Below are 16,076 nucleotides of genomic sequence, written 5' to 3' on the forward strand. Positions count from 1 at the left end.
CACCAATAAAGGGCGGCCGGAAGCCGTTGTGGTCCAATGTGGTGCGTCACGCCCCTATTTGGGGCGCTAGGATTCGCAGACCTCGATCACAATGGTGATTTCCCGGTCAAGCTCCTGACTGGAGATCACTTTATGGCCATTTACCCGGCACCAGGCGGGGATGTCGTGCAGTACACCGGGGTCGGTGGCCAGCACCTGAAGCTGGTCCCCCGGTTGCAGTTGCTGGACGGCATTCTGGGTTTTGATGACCGGCATCGGGCACAATAGCCCACGGGCATCGAGTTGTTGTTGGTTCATGGCAGATCCTCCGGGCGCCTATGATAACCATTACCGATGCTTAAGAATATATGTCCTGTATGGGGTGGCTTTTATGCGGGAACATTCTTTCCCTGCGGCAGGTTTAAGGCTTATCTTTAAAAGGTTGTCAGCACCTGGGCCAATGGAGACACAGGAGGTGTGCCATGCCAGTCCGATCCGTTACTGAATATCTTGATCAGAACAAAGTTGATTATCATGCCTGCAATCACGCGCCCGCGGTTACTTCGCTCGAGGTTTCCCAATCCAGTCATATACCGGCGGCCAATTTGGCCAAGACGGTGATCTGCAATGCCGATGGTGAGCTGGTGATGGCAGTGTTACCGGCTCATCAGCACGTGGATTGCCGGGTGTTGCAGGATCTGTTGCAGGCTGAAACCTTGCGGCTGGCGGAGGAGAGTGAGTTTGCCGATCGCTTTCCACTGTGTGAGCTGGGCGGCATGCCGCCATTGGGTGAGCTTTACCGTATGCCGGTGTACATGGATGAGTCGCTGCTGGGGGCGGACTGGATCGCTTTCAACGCCGGTACGCACACAGAAGTGATAAAAATGGACACCGGGGTGTTCAAGCGTTTGGTGAAACCCACCCTGTGTAATTTTGCTGTGACACATTAAAGGAGGCCTGGATGCCTGCGTCAGCTTATATAGCCAGTGTTGGTTTTTGAGGGCAGGTTTGGTCGTTACTGGAAGTCTTTCCCGTTCTCGATGTCGCCGATGTAAATGCCCAGATCGGTTTGGTGGGTAACATGTCCATTGCATTGATTTTATTCAGAGCTTCCTTGTCGCACTGATCCAGGCTTGCTGGTACGTGTGCATAATTAGGTTCCATGCGTTCTATCCTTTTAATGTGTTGCTCCTAAGAATAGAGACACAGTGCGCACAACTATCTATCGAGAAAAGAACAGACTGAAGTAGAGGCTGACTATGGATACCCAGTATATCGATGTCACCCATGGGCTGGCGCTTCCAGGCAATAAAAAAACAGTTTTTATCAATACTTTGATACGTGAAGCTCCCCCGCAATAGGCGGCAAAGGCGCAAACTGTTGCAATCATGCCGATTTGATAAAGATATGTGAAATCCTGTTGGTACAGGAGTCGCTGAAACTGGGTGTCGTTGCGAACCAGAAAAGCGGACAGCAATACAAACGAGAAGAAAACGATAAAGCCAAAGCCTGTGGCCAACAGAACTCTTTGCACAATTGGTTGAACAGGATTCATATGATCTTCAGTCAAATCGATAAAACACTGATGTCTTTCATGATTTAGTTCCAGTTCTGCAGTGACGCATAAATGTAACGCTGGCTGGCGTGTGGAACTGCTTTGTCAGTGCCTGTTTTATTGGAAACGGGCAGGCTTTTCACCCCCGGCGCAGGAGTCATCATTCATTCGGCTGAGTGACAAACCCCAACTTTTCCAGCCCCGCCCGTTGCACTGCTGCCATCACTTTAATGACGTGTTCGTAAGTCACGTCTTTGTCGCCCCGCAGGTGAATTTCCGCTTGTTCGGCTTTACCGGCTTCTTGCGCCAGCCTGGATTCCAGTTCAGCGAACGCGATGACATCATCGTTCCAGTGAATGTCGCCTTCGGCAGTGACGCTGATGGCAATGGTTTCCGGCTTCAGTTCATTGGGCGTGTTGCTGGCCTGGGGCAGGTCCACCTTGACGGAATGGGTGAGCACCGGAACCGTAATAATGAATATAATCAGCAATACCAGCATGACGTCCACCAGGGGGGTCATGTTGATCTCGCTCATGGCTTCGTCGTTGTCGTCCAGTCCGCTGCCGAAGGCCATGTTATTTCGCCTCCCGCTTGGAAAAGGGCGTGACATTTTTGCTGTTGTTTCTGGCGATGGGGGAGCCGGTCAGGTAGAAGGCATGCAATTGATGGGCGAAGCGGTTCAGGCGCCCCAGGATCAATTTGTTCTGGCGTTGCAGCCCGTTGTAGCCCAGCACTGCGGGAATGGCCACTGCCAGCCCAAATGCCGTCATGATCAGGGCTTCACCCACCGGGCCGGCCACTTTATCGATGCTGGCCTGGCCGGATACGCCGATGCCCACCAAGGCGTGATAAATCCCCCAAACCGTACCGAACAGGCCGATGAATGGCGCAGTGCTGCCCACCGAAGCCAGAATCGACAGGCCCTTCTGCAAACGCTCGCTGCCCTCATCAATGGAACCGCGCAGACTGGTGGTCAGCCAGTCGGCCAACGGCAGCTTGCCGTGCAGGTCCTCATGATGATTGACATGGTGGTCCAATGCGGTCTGGCCATCTTCCACCAGTTTGTGAAACGGGTTTTGCTGGCGTCCGCTGCTGATGATCTGCAACCCTTCACCCAGGCTGCGGGCATGCCAGAAGTTTTGGGTGCTGTTGGCCACCCGCCGCAGACGCAACAGGCCCACTGTGCGCACCAGCATCACATACCAGGAAAGCACGGACATGGCCAACAGAATAATGGCCACGCCTTTAATGACGGGATCACCCTGTTGCCACAGGGCGGCGATGCCGTAGGGATTGTTATCCATGCTTACGCTCCTTTTGGGTCAGCCTTTCAAACTGAAGGTGACCGGTTGCAAATATCGATAGTCAATGGGTTGTCCGCCACGGGTGGCGGGGTTGTATTTCCAGCGGCGTACCGCCTCCATGGCGGACTTGTCCAGTCGTGGGTAGCCGCTGGACTCCTTGATCGTGATCTCTTCCACGGTACCGTCTTTCAGTACCATCAGCTCCAGAACGACGGTGCCTTCTTCGCCCCGGCGGCGGGATAATCGGGGATAAGCCGGTGCCGGGTTATTACGGTGCTTGGCATCAATCCGGGGTACGGTAACCGGTGCCCCCGCCGCGGAATTGGGTGTGGCCTGGGTGGCGGCGGTGGTTTTTGGTGGCGGTGGGTCGGCCGCCACGGTTTCGGCGGGAGGCTCGGGCGGTGGTGTGACGGCCTTTTCCGGCTGCGCTTTAGTCTGCGGTTTTTCCACCGGCTTGGGCTTGGGCTCGGGCTTTGGTTCAGGCTCGGGTTTGGGCTCAGAGAGTATTGGTTTTTCTTTCGGTTGCGGCTCGGGCTGCGGTGGTTTGCTGGCAGCGGCAGGGGGTTGTACCACATCCGCAGGCGGTGCATCGATGAGTACGCCATTGATGGTTGGCAGTTGGTCAGCAACGGGCGCTGACGGTGGCCAGAGAGACGCGGTGGCCAGGGCGCCGCCGTGAATCAGCAACACCACCACCAGTGCCAGACTGTTAACCCATTTGCTTTCCACAATCCGTACAACCCATCGGCGACTTACACAGGCGCCCACTATAAATGATAATTGTTCTCATTTCTAGTGGTTACACGTACCAGGCCTGCTGGATGTCGTCGGCCGGCATGGGGGCCACCTCCAGCAGCTGGGCCACGCCATTTTTGTCCTGAATTTCAACGGTCACCCGCTCGCTGTGCTTGCCCTGGCTGAAGCGGGTGGCAATGCGTGCGGCGGTGAGCAGGTCATCCTTTGTGGGAGCACCGTCCACCAGGCTCAGTGGCCCACCGTGGCTGACGCACTTGATGGAATGGAACTGCTTTTTATAGCCGCTCAGAAAATTGTTCTCCCCTTCTTCCCGGCTGATGATGACCTTGTAATGCCGGGCAGGGCGGATATGGCGCCCCACCTTTAACAGCATGATGTCGTCCAGTTCGTAATCCTTGCGGCCGCGGGCGGTCCACAGGTCCGCCAGTTTGCGGGAATAGCTTTCATCGGTTAGGAAGCAGCAACCGCCACTGGGCTGGGCAAAGTCCTCCAGGCCGAATTCCTGTGCCAGGGCGATCTGCGGTTTGCGATTGCGGCCGTTGAAATCGTACAACTGATCCCGGTCTACCCAGCCCTCCCGTTCCGGCAGGGTGGGGGGCAGCAATTTGGCGCACAGGGGGCGCAGCAGGCGGTCTTCGGCGCCGGATTCCCGGGCAATCAACGGCATGGTTTCCTTGCGCTGGGATTTTGGGCGCTGCCCTATAACTTCGCCGGTAATGATAAAATCAAAGCCTTTGTCATCGGCGATCTCTCGGGCTTTGTTGAGCATGGCCCGGGCTTTGTCCACCATGAAAATCTTGCAGTCCAGGCAGGGGTTCAGGTTGGCGCCGTAGCCATGCTGGGGGTTCAATACAATCTTTTTGTATTCTTCTGAAATGTCCACAATGTTCATGCGGATGCCCAGCTGCTCCGCCACCCATAAGGCGTTGTTGCGCTTCTGTTTTTCCTTGTCTTTCTTGCGGATGGCGTGGGTGTGGCCCTCAACGCAGAAACCGGTGTAAAAATTGACGCCTTCGACAATAATGCCTTGTTTTTGAACGGCTTTTACCGCCAGCATAGAGTCCAGCCCACCGGAAATCAGAGCAATTGCTTTTCGTTGCATAGCCATGGATACCCACTATCTGGTTCAGGGATCTCGTAAAGAGACTGTATTGAATTAAGGGCCGCGCATTATACAGAAAACCGCTGAAAAGTCATCGTACAGACGTTTACGTTCTTTCACTTTAAGTTCGCTAGAACCTTTGGTTATACTGGCTCCGTGTGAAAACAGACCGGCCTGTTCCGGCGTTTTCAGCGTGACTAAGGAATGACACTTATAATTCAAGTTAAGGTGAAATCAATGGGGAACTATAAATATCTGGCGGCAGGCTTGCTGTTGCCCGTTTTCTTGCTGGCGGGTTGCGGTGGCGGCGGTGGGGGCAGTGATGTCTTTGAGGATGACGACTCTGAGAATCAGCGCACCATTTCCGATTCCACTGAAGAGCAGGAGCAAGAGCAGGATGATGAATCCACTCCGACGAACTCCGATGGCATCAGTTATCTGCCACTGAGCGTGTACGAGAGTTTCAAAGAGTTTTCAGGGGCAGATCAGGACGGCGTGTTCGCATCGGATTATGATGCGCCATGGATCAAATCCTATTTGATCAGCCCGGTGGCGTCCGCCACCCTGCAACCAGTGGCCAATGCCCAGGTTGCCAACTACTCGGTTAAGGTGGACGGCATTGAGATCTCCCCGGCGGAAAGTTTTCCCCTGTTGCAGAAAGTGATCGGTGTGCCCACCAGTCTGCAGACCGCGCTGGTATTTGATATCAGTGGCAGTATGTCGGATGTGAGCATGCAGGCGCTGGTGGATGAGGCGAAAACCTATCTGGCTCAGGTGCAGCTGAGTTCCAACCCGATGATCGCGTCACAGCAATTCACGCTCTGGGTGTTTGCCAATGAGCCGAGGGAGCTGACCTCCGGCTTCACTAACGACATAGGGACACTGAATGGTTTGCTGGATCAGATTGTCACCCTGTATGACGCCGTGGACCTGGGCTATGGCACCAGCATTCACCGTACCGTGGTGGAAGCAATCGGCCGCTACAACAAAGATGATTATGCGTTTGATGCCGATGGCGACAATGATCTGGTGGACCGTGCCAGCAAAAACGGCATCGCCCTCAGTCAGTTGGTGATCTTCTCCTCCGGTTCCGAGACATCCCTGGAGATGGATGTTGAAACCATGTCCAAAGCGATTCAGTCGCAGGCGTTTGTCAAATACACCGGTGCCTCCACCAGTAACACCCGCTATCAATATAAACCGGTGTTTTACTATGTGGTGGGCGGCACTGCCGTTGGTGAAACGTACACGCCGTTGTCCGTGCTGGCGGAAGCAACCGATAACCTGACCCTGGTGGCTGGCGAATACAGCTATGCTGAATCCCTCATTGCCAATCAAATCAATGCAGTGGAAGAGCGGATTGATCTGGACAACCAGTACGTTTATCGCTTCGCGTTTGTGCCCAGGGTAGGGGATCATCAAGTGATTTTTTCTTCCAAGTCCACCACCAACTCATACCGGCTTTTCACCGACATCGATGGCGATGATCTGTCGCCGGGTACCGGCGCGCCCATCGAGGAGCTGACCAATGAATTGATTGAGATTACCGGCCCCAACGGCGAGTACATCGCCAATGCCATTATCGATTTCAGCGTGGCTCAGACTTTCCGCCCGGCCACCCGTTGGACCACCCTTACCTATGGTGCCTCTGACTACAGTTGGTCCCTCTCCGGAGGAACGGGCACGACCAATTCGGATGGCTCCTATACAGTGGATTCCGTGACCACGCCACCGGCGGTCCTGACCCTGACCAACAACACCATCGGCGGCTACAGTGCCCAATTGGTGATTGTTGAATAATGCCCGGCTCGGAAAGGCCTGTGCGGAAACGCTCTGCATCAGGCCTTTCCTGATCCCTTTCCTTCTGTAATCACACCCCGGCGGCCGAAAACTGGTAAATTTGTTGCCTATTTGTAAGAACATGCTGCACGGTTGCCCCCCAATTCCTGTATACTCCGCCGCCTTAAAGTAGTGTATTAGGGCTGAGGCTGTAAGTTTGTGATCGAGAAAATCCGTAATATCGCCATCATCGCGCACGTTGACCATGGTAAAACCACCTTGGTTGACAAGCTGTTACAACAATCCGGCACCCTGGGTCGCAAAGACGAAGGGGAGCGCTTGATGGATTCCAATGATTTGGAAAAAGAGCGTGGGATCACCATCCTGGCCAAAAACACCGCCATTCGCTGGAACGATTACCATATTAATATTGTGGACACTCCCGGGCACGCCGATTTCGGGGGCGAGGTTGAGCGGGTGATGTCCATGGTGGATTCCGTGCTGCTGCTGGTGGATGCCGTAGACGGCCCCATGCCCCAGACCCGTTTTGTGACTCAGAAAGCCTTTGCCCAGGGATTGAACCCCATTGTGGTGATCAACAAGATCGATCGCCCCGGTGCCCGCCCTGACTGGGTAATGGATCAGGTATTTGATCTGTTCGACCGATTGGGTGCGACAGACGAGCAACTGGACTTCCCCGTGATCTATGCCTCTGCCTTGAACGGTATTGCCGGTCTGGATGCCGATGCCATGGCGGAAGACATGAATCCGTTGTTTGAGGCCATCGTGGAAAAGGTATCGCCACCGGAAGTGGATCTGGATGGACCTTTCCAGATGCAGATCAGCTCCCTGGATTACTCCAGTTTCCTGGGGGTTATCGGTATCGGCCGCATCAAGCGCGGCAAAATCAAGGCCGGCTCCCCGGTTAAAGTCGTGGATCGCAATGGCAAAGTGCGTAACGGCAAAATCCTCAAGATCATGGGTCACCTGGGCCTGGATCGAGTGGAAGTGTCGGAAGCCACTGCCGGGGATATCGTATGCATTACCGGCATCGACGAGCTGTTTATCTCCGACACGGTGTGTGCACCGGACAAACCGGAGGCATTGCCGCCGTTAACGGTGGATGAGCCCACCGTGAGCATGATCTTCCAGGTCAACACCTCGCCTTTTGCCGGCAAGGAAGGTAAGTTCGTCACCTCGCGCAATATTCGTGAGCGCCTGGAAAAAGAGTTGATTCACAATGTGGCGTTGCGGGTGGAAGATACCGACAGCCCCGATCGTTTTCGTGTGTCCGGCCGGGGTGAGTTGCATCTGTCGGTGTTGATCGAAAACATGCGCCGTGAAGGCTTCGAATTGGCGGTGGGCAGCCCGGAAGTTATCATCAAGGAAATCGAGGGTGAAAAGCAGGAACCCTACGAACAGTTGATGATTGACATCGAAGAGCAGCACCAGGGATCTATCATGGAGCAGCTGGGTCTGCGCAAAGCCGAAATGAGTGATATGGTGCCCGATGGCAAAGGTCGTGTGCGCATGGACTTCATCGCCCCGTCCCGTGGTTTGATCGGCTTCCGTTCCGAGTTCCTGACCCTCACCTCCGGCACCGGTATTATGAACTCCACGTTCAGCCACTACGGCCCCATGAAAGAGGGCGAGGTCACCAAGCGCCAGAATGGGGTGTTGATCTCCATGATCACCGGCAAAACTTTGGGCTACGCGTTGTTCAACCTGCAGGAACGTGGGCGCCTGATGATCGATCCGGCAGTGGAGGTGTATGAAGGTCAGGTGATCGGCATTCACTCCCGGGGCAACGATCTGGTGGTGAACCCCACCAAGGCCAAGCAGCTCACCAACATTCGTGCCGCCGGTACTGATGAGAACATTGTACTGACGCCGCCGATTCGCTATTCCCTGGAGCAGGCGCTGGACTTTATCGATAAGGACGAGCTGGTTGAAGTCACGCCGGAATCCATTCGTATCCGTAAAAAATTGCTGAAAGAAAACGAACGCAAGCGCGCGCCCAAGTAAGGTATACCGGCGCGGAATAAAGCGGCTGCTGGCAGTGTCAACAGCCGCTTTTTTTATGGTCAGAATGTGTATCGATTATGAATGCTGAGTGTGATGGCGCATAATGACGGGGCAGTTTTTGTTGGCAAGGCAAGCGAGCAGTACGGCATGCCTTGTCTTATGTAGGGTCTTTAGGCCCGTCTCAGTAAACGCAATTGACGCAATTGATAAGGATCGCAATATGGCAACGGTTACATTACAAGGTAATCCCATAGAAACCATTGGTGAATTACCGGCGCCGGGCAGTCAGGCTCCGGCTTTTACCCTGGTGCAGGGAGATCTGTCGGAACTCACCTCTGAATCCCTGGTGGGTAAACGCGTTATTCTGAATATTTTTCCTTCCATCGATACCCCTACCTGCGCAACATCGGTACGCACCTTCAATCAAAAAGCAGCGGCACTGGATAACACCGTGGTGGTGTGTGTGGCAGCGGATTTGCCCTTTGCCCTGACGCGCTTCTGCGGTGCGGAAGGCATTGAGAATGTTAAAGTGGGATCCACCTTCCGCTCTACCTTTGGCAACGATTTCGGTGTCACGTTCAAGACCGGCCCGTTGGTTGGGTTGTTGTCCCGTGCGGTGGTTGTGCTTGATGAAAACGGCAGGGTGCTGCACTCGGAGCAGGTGGGAGAGATCGCCGATGAACCTGATTATGCAGCGGCACTGGCGGTGCTCTGATCAGCAGTGAGATCAGCTTTCACCGGAACAGTAAAAGGCCTGTGGTTAAAAGACCGCAGGCTTTTTTTATGGGGAAGCGCCGCTGCCCGGCGTGGCTTCCCGACGAGTAGTCTATTCTGAAAAGAGCGGGTGTGAACAGGAGAATGGAACGGTGACGAATGTGTATCAGGCACCGGCAGCGGAGCTGTTGGGGGAACACACTGAGCGACCCAAAAAACGTTGGAAGTGTTTCTTCTGGTTGATGCTGACACTGGAAGCGTTATCGCTATTGGGGATGCTCGCCGGGGAGGAAGTGCAGTACGGCGACCTGGCGTTGGAGAGCGTTATCTATGGCATTGTATTATCGGGCCTGTATGGATTCGCATATCAAAAGCGCCTGCTGGTGCCCGTTGTATGGAAGTTGGCGTTGCCGATGGTGATGGGCTACGATGCATACAGTATTGCCACAACGGACACCCTGCAGCCGGACCAGGCGGCAAGCCTGGTGATGGTGGTTGTCCTGCTGCTGGTGGTACTGCTGCCGTTGTTACTGTTCCAGTATTACGCCTTGTTTCGCTACGGATTCAAATGCAACTTTATCTGGGGCAGCCAGTAACATTCTGCGTGCTGGTCATACCCATGAAGGCTGTTGCGGATGCTTTGCACCGTAATGCTTATATTTATGCCTGAATAATAATATTTATACACTAATAAAAGGTCACCCAATGAGTCATTCTTTTTATCTCAAACCAATCCCTCAACTGGATGTGGCTAAAGTCATGGCCGCCACTGGATACAATGATGTTCGCTTCGTTGAAGGTTATCCGCAACCGCAGGCCGATGCCTGGCCTCAGGGGCTCACCTATGTCTATCGTGATGAGGTGTCGGCGCGGGCCCTGGAGGTGGATTACAGTGATGAAGTACTCCAGGTACGAATATTTGCCGCCAGTTCACCGGATGATTATCGCCTGGCGCTTAAACTGGTGGAAGCCGTGGCCAGCTTGCATGGCACACGGATTGAACCGGAAGATAACGAGGAGATGACGTTACCGGATTTCCAGGCGGCCTACGGAGAGGCCTGGCTGAAAGACCATTGCAAAAGTTGTCTGGCGGCAATTCTGCAATCCTATACCCGTAACCCGGAATCGTCGATCAAGCTCTCGGGTGTAAACCGCACCATGGAATTGGGTAAGCGCGTATTTACCCAGATGACGCAAGACAAGTCCCGTGTGGCACAGGAATTTTTCGCCCGCTTAAAGAAGCTCAACTATTTCGATAAAGAGGATGTGTATCAGGCCACCATCATCGTCCTGGGCAACAAACAAGGTGACCGCAACGTTCGGCTCAGCACCTATACGGAAGGGGTGCCAACGTTGTTTGTTGACAAGAATACCCTGATCACCCTGGTGAGTGACGCGGATCTTTCCCGTAATGATGATGAGCGAAAACAACAGTTTGTGCCTCTGCATGAGCTGGCACGAATGATTGGCGAGCGGGCGCAATGGATAAGTGAAAATGTACTGCTTGCGCCGGGATTGAGTGGGGATGAATGGCAGCGGCTGCAGCGGCATGCGGCGGAAATCGCAGTGGATGATATGTTTGAATATGGCTTCGATCCGCACAATGATCCTTTTGCCGAAGCGGGTCAGGCCGCAGCCGCTGGCCCGCTTTCCGATGATGATATTAAATTACTGGCTTACGCGCCGATTGCGGTTTTCTGCATTGTGGCGGCGGCGGATGGTTCCATCGATAAAAAGGAAGTCAAAGCGTTTCAGGTGGAATTGTTGAAAGGCATCATTACCGACAGCGAACTCATGCAGAAAGTCATGGTGCACGTTGTGTCCGATTTTGAAGGGATGATTGGTGCGTTTCTCAAGCAGGAGGTGGATGCCAAGGAAAAGCTCGAGCAGATTTTGAGAGTGCTTGATGGCAAGCTGAGCGCCGAAGAGTCCCACAAATTCAAGGTTTCCATGTTGAGCATCGGCAAGTCGGTGGCGGAAGCGTCCGGTGGCTTTCTCGGTATGTTCGGCAGTAAGATCAGCAAGGAAGAGAAGCGGGCACTGGTGGGCTTGGCCATGTTCCTGGGCTTGGCCGGTGAATAAAGGATTGGTCTGCAACAACCGGGCGCTGCTTTAGAAACAGCGCCCGGTTACTGTGGTTGCCGGCGCTGTTTTATGGCTTTCTTTGCCGACTTAGATACTGATCGATTTCCTCGTTGGTGGGGTACGCTTCCACTTCGATACCGGCGCCACATTCTTCGGGAAGAGGATTGTTGACGGTGTCACGCACCACGTCGATGGAAGGCGAAAAACCTGCGGAAATAACCTCCTCACCAAAAACGGCAGTGGGCTGTTTGATCCAGGCCTTTACTTTACCGTGTGTGCAGTACTGAACCGTGGGAATGTTAACTTTCAGTTTGGATACACAACCCTCCAGTTTGGGGGTGTCCGCGCGAAAGGTCAGCAGTTCGATGACGTCGTCAGGCACATAGCCCCGTTGCCAGTGAATGGCACGTACATCCTCTTGTTGTTCACCACGAAGGTAGTAGGTGGGTACGCTACCCTTGCCGTAGGCAATGTGTTTCCAATTGGCATTGAGTTGGGCTTTGGCGCCCATCAAGGCATTGCCGGCATAGTTGCCATCCGGGCCGGAGGAGGTGTTGCCGCTCAAGTCGTTGGCATTGGGCAACAATACGGCAGCGTGCACCGTTGCTTCACCATCACATCCGTGGGACAGCACCAGATCCACATAAGCACTGCTGTTTTCCTGATAGCTGCGGCCGGAATAGGTATCAAGGTTATCTTTAGGTTTGGTGTTGGCGTGGGCAAACAGGTTGCTGGCGGTGCCCATTGCACAGGGAATCAGTAAAAGTGAGATTGTCTTCCTGAGTGACATAATCAAAGCTCCTTCGTATAGAGACTAATTTTGTTTGGAAGGTGAATATAAGGGAGCGGGTAGGGGGAAGCAATGTAAAAAATACCGTTCTCTGGATCAGCCATAATCGGTGAGCGGTTGTGATCAGGCGGGGTCACCGGCGTTCATCAAGCCGCTGGCCAATGCCCGAATATCCGCACCCATGGTCAACCGTTCACGCCACGACTGGGGAATGCCGTTCCAGCCATAGTAGGCCCCTGCGATCTGCCCGCAGACGGCGGCGGTGGTGTCGGCGTCGTCACCCAGGTTGGCCGCGGCCAGAATGGCCGAGGCGAAATCGCCGGTGTTGGCGAAACACCAGAGACTGGCTTCCAGGCAATCGATGACATAGCCGCTGCCACGAATCTGCTGAATGTGTTTATTGCGGTAGCTGCCCGCCTGAATGGCGGCGACTTTTTTTGTTTCCGGTTGGTACAGATCACACTGCAGGAGCGCCTGCTTGTCCAGGCCGCCAAAGGCCGCATGCAGCAGCGTGCCGAAATAGCGGCAGGCGTCAATGCACTCAGCGGCGCCATGGGTGGTGCGGGAGCTTAACCCGCAATAGTGGATTACGCTCTCCAGGTCGGGGCTGTAATACATCGCCACCGGTGCCAGTCGCATCAGTGAACCATTGCCGGCCGAAAAAGGATCGCTGGAACCGGAGAACGGGTCGCCGGTTTTCAGGTATTGACTGATGGACTCGGATACGGTGACACCAATATCAAAGCAGCGGCCGGTGCTGCTCATGTAGCCGTTGCTGCGCCACGCACAATAGCGGTGCATTTGGTCGTCGGCATCAAATCCATCGGCATCCAGCAGCGAATGGGCCAGGCACAACGCCATGGAGGTGTCGTCGGTCCATTGCCCCGCTTGCAGGTTGAATGGGCCACCGCCCACCAGGTCGGTAATCGGGGTAAAGCTGCCCCGCTCCTGGAACTCCAGTGTGGTGCCCACCGCATCCCCTGTTGCCAATCCGGTCAAACAGCCCTGATATCGTTGCTCTCGATCAATCATTGGTGAAATGCACCACACTGCTGGATTATTTGCCGCTATTATCGACCTTCCGTTTCCAGAGATTCAATACCCGTTTCGTGCAGACCCCGGATAGTGCTTCCTTGCCCGCGCAGGCACGCAGTGCCTTCAACCGTTGTAATTTACCGGCGGAGGTTTTGGGTGGACTGCCGTTTCAACGGCATCCGGTGCCCCTGCTCATCGATGGCGTCGCCGAGGTGCATCGTGCTTTGTTTTTGTCGTTGGATCAGGTTGAGGATCAACAGACCCGGGCGCTGTATTTTCGTGATTACATGAGCGCGTCATTTTTGTTGGACCACAAGGAGCGTGCAGGATTGGCACCGCAGGCGCAGCGTGTTGTGCGTGGCAAGGCGGACTATCTGCGGTTGTTGCGCGGCTGGATGTTCGATGCCGATGGTATTGAGGGCGCGGTGATGAAACGCTGGGTCGAATCGCGGTTCGGGCTCATACCACGCAGCCACAAAGGGCCCATCCACAGCGCAGAGGAGCCACGCTATCTGGCGTACCAGGCAGACTATGTGCGCGGTTTGTATAATGCCAATGCCCTGGAGGCGCAGTTGGATTTACTGTACTGCTTTTGCCAGTATGAGCTGCACAGGCGCCTGCCGGGCGCAACCCACTGGCGTTTGTATCGCGGGGTGAACCAACTGCGGCGCCATGACGTATTGGATCACACCACCGAGGGGGAAGCGGTGGTGTTGCTCAACAACCTGAACTCTTTCACCAGCGACCGCCACCGTTCCTGTACCTTTGGCGATACCATCTTAAGCACCGATGTACCCCTGGCAAAACTGCTGTTTTGGTATGACCTGCTGCCGGGTGTGTTACAGGGAGAGCAGGAATTTCTGGTGATTGGCGGCGTCTATCAGGTGGGTGTGAGCCGCTAACAGCCTTATTTTCCAGGTCTTTTTTCTAACTTGTATATTCCGGTCACCACTGGTCGGCAACTGAGTGTTTTCTGACCCAAATTATCTTATTTCTGGTACCTTAGTACATGTTGTGGCGGCCCCCGTGGCCTGCGGCTACATTTAGCATTATTTTGACAATTTATTTTGCAAAAGATATTGCAAAATAAATTGTGTTTGGACACTATGTTTACAGTTGACTCGATTCAGCTGATTGAGGGCGTGCCCTCTCATAAGAATAAGAAGCCAATAGCAGGGATAAACAACAAGAATACGCAGGGCTCAAGTGACGTTGGTGGGAGTAAAGAGGGGCAGTCCCCTTTCAGGGTGACCGCAAAGTCATCTCCGTATATCAACCCATGTCTCATATTGGCCGTTCTGTGCTCGGTTGTTCCCTCTAAGGAGTACAGATGACACGGTTTTTCGGTTTGCTGGGATGGCTTATGTGCGCCATTGTTCCGGCAATCTGCCAGGGAAACCCAGAAGCCCCGGGCATGTATGATGCGCGCAATATGGGGATGGGGGGCGCAGGGCTGGCCCACCTCAAGAGCCCGGCTGCGGTATTACATAATCCCGCCAACCTGGTGGAAAACGAAACCTCCCAGAATCAGAGTGCGTTCACCCTGTTGGGCGTGAAGCTGGGCGGCTCTTTTGCCGGGCCTGACCATTATCAGGAATCGGACTGGATTGCAGTGCCCTTACCCTTTTGGGGTTACGTCAATAAATACTCCGAGGATCTGTCCTTCGGTGCTTCGTTTTACCTGGCCCTGGGGTTTGGCGGTGGCTATGACGGTGTTAAACGTTATGGTACCGGCAAAACCTGCACCCGATCCCCGGAAGACGTCATCATTAACGACGGCAGTGGCGGTGTTACGCTGGACGCGGACGCCATCAACAATGATCAGTGCCTTTCGTATGGGCGCGAGGAAATGGTGAACCTCGCCTTGTTTGAACTGGCGTTTCCCGTCAGTTACCGGGTGAACGATCGATTGAAGGTGGGCGTGTCGTTTCGCTTTCCCTTCGGTATGTTCGAGCAGCAAACCACAGAGGACTTTGCCGGAGCGTTTACGGAACCGGATTCCCCGGTGGGCTCCTATGGGCTGGGCTATACCCAGGTGCAATCGAAAATGTACGGCGTGGGTACTCCGGGTATTCTCTTGGGTGTCACGTATGATCTCACCGAATATCTTTCTGTGGCCGCGGCCTATCGCACCAAAACCACCACCACCATGAAAGGCACCACCGATGTGGTATTGGGTTCCAATATGCTGATCGATCCAGCGCTGGATACCCTGGGTAGTTTACCGGTGGGCGCTTACGCAGATCTGGTGAACTCGGTACCCGGTGTTTCCCAGTTGGTATCGATCACCAGCAAAGACAACATTTATAACATCGCCGAGAAGATTGCCACGGACATTGATTCTGAGATTTCCTGGTCCACCGCCGAAGCCATTGAGTTGGGTATCGCCCTGCAAGTGACACCCACGGTGCTGTTTGCCATGGATTGGCGGCGTGGGTATTTCTCCGAATCCAACAAGGATTTTATTGTCGAGCTAAAAGAGCCGATTTTTGAAGTCAGCGGGCTGGACCGGTTGGGCCAGAAACTGGATTGGGAAGACGCCGATGTGTGGAGTTTTGGTGTGGAGTGGAATTTCAAGCGCGATCAGTTTCTGCGCTTTGGTTACAGCTTTGGCAACAGTGCCACGCCCCCGGAATACACCAATGCGTTTACCCCGCCCCCGGCGGATAAACAGGATTCGTTTTACATCGGCTATGGAACGCAGGTGGATCGTTGGTTGCTGGACATCGGCTTTAACTATGCGGCGGTGGAATACACCATTGATCAACCCTATGACAGCAATGGCAATCCAGTGGATACGCCCACTTGCCGGGCCGGGCAACTGGTCAAGTCCGGCTGCCCCGGGTTGCAAACGGTGGAATCGATCTTTATCGGCCTGTCGGCCAACTATCAATACTGAAACTGTGTTCAGGGAACGTGAGCAGTAACAGGATTTGTTGTACCAGCAGGTAA

At 54.3% G+C, this 16,076-nt stretch carries 16 protein-coding genes; 8 read left to right on the forward strand and 8 right to left on the reverse strand.

Translation table 11 applies throughout. The features are described from left to right. Positions 1 to 66 precede the first annotated feature (66 nt). Positions 67 to 297, reverse strand: a complete 231-nt coding sequence (locus D9N13_RS13165) for a sulfurtransferase TusA family protein (RefSeq protein ID WP_290590803.1) — start codon at positions 295 to 297, stop codon at positions 67 to 69. A 164-nt stretch (positions 298 to 461) separates the two neighbouring features. Here D9N13_RS13165 and D9N13_RS13170 point away from each other — a divergent pair, with 164 nt between their 5' ends. Continuing rightward, positions 462 to 929: an aminoacyl-tRNA deacylase gene (locus tag D9N13_RS13170; RefSeq protein WP_290590807.1), complete on the forward strand. Its 468-nt coding sequence runs from the start codon at positions 462 to 464 to the stop codon at positions 927 to 929. 272 nt (positions 930 to 1,201) lie between these two features. On the opposite strand, the gene D9N13_RS13175 is transcribed toward D9N13_RS13170, so the two are convergent. The 5 genes from D9N13_RS13175 to D9N13_RS13195 form a co-directional block, all read right to left on the reverse strand. Further along, on the reverse strand, positions 1,202 to 1,534 hold the full coding sequence (locus D9N13_RS13175; RefSeq protein ID WP_290590809.1) for a hypothetical protein: 333 nt from the start codon (positions 1,532 to 1,534) through the stop codon (positions 1,202 to 1,204). 160 nt (positions 1,535 to 1,694) lie between these two features. After that, positions 1,695 to 2,108: an ExbD/TolR family protein gene (locus D9N13_RS13180; protein ID WP_290590812.1), complete on the reverse strand. Its 414-nt coding sequence runs from the start codon at positions 2,106 to 2,108 to the stop codon at positions 1,695 to 1,697. Position 2,109: 1 nt separating this feature from the next. Continuing rightward, complete coding sequence (locus D9N13_RS13185) at positions 2,110 to 2,838, reverse strand: MotA/TolQ/ExbB proton channel family protein (RefSeq protein WP_290590815.1); 729 nt, start codon at positions 2,836 to 2,838, stop codon at positions 2,110 to 2,112. An 18-nt stretch (positions 2,839 to 2,856) separates the two neighbouring features. Beyond that, complete coding sequence (locus tag D9N13_RS13190) at positions 2,857 to 3,567, reverse strand: energy transducer TonB (RefSeq protein ID WP_290590818.1); 711 nt, start codon at positions 3,565 to 3,567, stop codon at positions 2,857 to 2,859. 70 nt (positions 3,568 to 3,637) lie between these two features. Then, a complete protein-coding gene (locus tag D9N13_RS13195; protein WP_290590821.1) occupies positions 3,638 to 4,696 on the reverse strand; it encodes a tRNA (5-methylaminomethyl-2-thiouridylate)-methyltransferase in 1,059 nt (352 codons plus the stop codon). Between the two features lie 237 nt (positions 4,697 to 4,933). Here D9N13_RS13195 and D9N13_RS13200 point away from each other — a divergent pair, with 237 nt between their 5' ends. The 5 genes from D9N13_RS13200 (at position 4,934) to D9N13_RS13220 (ending at position 11,296) form a co-directional block, all read left to right on the forward strand. Beyond that, positions 4,934 to 6,496, forward strand: a complete 1,563-nt coding sequence (locus D9N13_RS13200) for a hypothetical protein (RefSeq protein WP_290590824.1) — start codon at positions 4,934 to 4,936, stop codon at positions 6,494 to 6,496. Between the two features lie 198 nt (positions 6,497 to 6,694). Further along, entirely contained in the window at positions 6,695 to 8,500 is a 1,806-nt protein-coding gene (gene typA / locus D9N13_RS13205) for a translational GTPase TypA (protein ID WP_290590827.1), read from the forward strand. Between the two features lie 220 nt (positions 8,501 to 8,720). Next, positions 8,721 to 9,215: a thiol peroxidase gene (gene tpx, locus D9N13_RS13210; protein WP_290590829.1), complete on the forward strand. Its 495-nt coding sequence runs from the start codon at positions 8,721 to 8,723 to the stop codon at positions 9,213 to 9,215. A gap of 151 nt (positions 9,216 to 9,366) precedes the next feature. Further along, positions 9,367 to 9,810 (forward strand): hypothetical protein, encoded by a 444-nt coding sequence (locus D9N13_RS13215; protein WP_290590832.1) that lies wholly within the window; start codon positions 9,367 to 9,369, stop codon positions 9,808 to 9,810. Positions 9,811 to 9,919: 109 nt separating this feature from the next. Then, the gene (locus D9N13_RS13220) at positions 9,920 to 11,296 is read left to right on the forward strand and encodes a DUF4299 family protein (RefSeq protein ID WP_290590835.1); all 1,377 of its coding nucleotides are present in this window, start codon (positions 9,920 to 9,922) and stop codon (positions 11,294 to 11,296) included. A 70-nt stretch (positions 11,297 to 11,366) separates the two neighbouring features. Here D9N13_RS13220 and D9N13_RS13225 read toward each other — a convergent pair whose 3' ends face one another. Together D9N13_RS13225 and D9N13_RS13230 are read right to left on the reverse strand one after the other, a co-directional pair. After that, positions 11,367 to 12,089, reverse strand: coding sequence for a DUF1775 domain-containing protein (locus D9N13_RS13225; protein ID WP_290590838.1), 723 nt, complete (start codon positions 12,087 to 12,089; stop codon positions 11,367 to 11,369). 123 nt (positions 12,090 to 12,212) lie between these two features. Beyond that, entirely contained in the window at positions 12,213 to 13,121 is a 909-nt protein-coding gene (locus D9N13_RS13230; protein ID WP_290590841.1) for an ADP-ribosylglycohydrolase family protein, read from the reverse strand. Positions 13,122 to 13,123: 2 nt separating this feature from the next. Here D9N13_RS13230 and D9N13_RS13235 point away from each other — a divergent pair, with 2 nt between their 5' ends. Both D9N13_RS13235 and D9N13_RS13240 read left to right on the forward strand, forming a co-directional pair. Further along, positions 13,124 to 14,026, forward strand: coding sequence for an NAD(+)--dinitrogen-reductase ADP-D-ribosyltransferase (locus D9N13_RS13235; protein ID WP_290590844.1), 903 nt, complete (start codon positions 13,124 to 13,126; stop codon positions 14,024 to 14,026). A gap of 428 nt (positions 14,027 to 14,454) precedes the next feature. Continuing rightward, the gene (locus D9N13_RS13240; RefSeq protein WP_290590847.1) at positions 14,455 to 16,023 is read left to right on the forward strand and encodes an OmpP1/FadL family transporter; all 1,569 of its coding nucleotides are present in this window, start codon (positions 14,455 to 14,457) and stop codon (positions 16,021 to 16,023) included. Positions 16,024 to 16,076: the final 53 nt, after the last annotated feature.

The organism is Ketobacter sp. GenoA1 (genome assembly GCF_003671475.1).
Lineage (GTDB): Bacteria > Pseudomonadota > Gammaproteobacteria > Pseudomonadales > Ketobacteraceae > Ketobacter.